Below are 616 nucleotides of genomic sequence, written 5' to 3' on the forward strand. Positions count from 1 at the left end.
ACTGCCGAACCCGAAGGAGCGGATTTACAGTCCGCCGCGTTTAGCCACTTCGCTACCCCTCCGATATAAATGGTGCCGGCAAGAGGACTTGAACCCCCAACCTACTGATTACAAGTCAGTTGCTCTACCAGTTGAGCTACACCGGCACGRTGGTGGAGGATGACGGGATCGAACCGCCGACCCCCTGCTTGTAAGGCAGGTGCTCTCCCAGCTGAGCTAATCCTCCAAAGAATCTATCTAAGCGCGTTAATAAGCGTTATTTTGAATACTCATAATAAACTATTTCAAATAAAAAACCCCTATGCTCTTTACAAGAGACTCATAAGGGGTTTTATTCATCGCCTGGCAACGTCCTACTCTCACAGGGACAAAGTCCCAACTACCATTGGCGCTAAAGAGCTTAACTTCCGTGTTCGGTATGGGAACGGGTGTGACCTCTTCGCTATCGCCACCAGACAAGAGATTGYTCTCTCAAAACTAGRTAACWGTTTGCTGAGTAAAGCTTACGCTTTTAAAGTTTGGTTAAGTCCTCGATCGATTAGTATCAGTCAGCTACACATGTCGCCACGCTTCCACCTCTGACCTATCAACCTGATCATCTTTCAGGGATCTTACT

At 47.7% G+C, this 616-nt stretch carries 2 tRNA genes and 2 rRNA genes; all 4 read right to left on the reverse strand.

The annotated features are described in order from the left end of the window. Positions 1–70 precede the first annotated feature (70 nt). Positions 71–146 (reverse strand) — tRNA-Thr (locus AC1D0Y_RS29685). Between the two features lie 4 nt (positions 147–150). Further along, positions 151–226 (reverse strand) — tRNA-Val (locus AC1D0Y_RS29690). A 114-nt stretch (positions 227–340) separates the two neighbouring features. Next, positions 341–456 (reverse strand): 5S ribosomal RNA (gene rrf, locus AC1D0Y_RS29695). Between the two features lie 62 nt (positions 457–518). Then, positions 519–616, reverse strand: a 23S ribosomal RNA gene (locus AC1D0Y_RS29700); the annotation flags it as partial.

The sequence above is a fragment of the Priestia sp. P1_B12_1 genome, assembly GCF_056406695.1.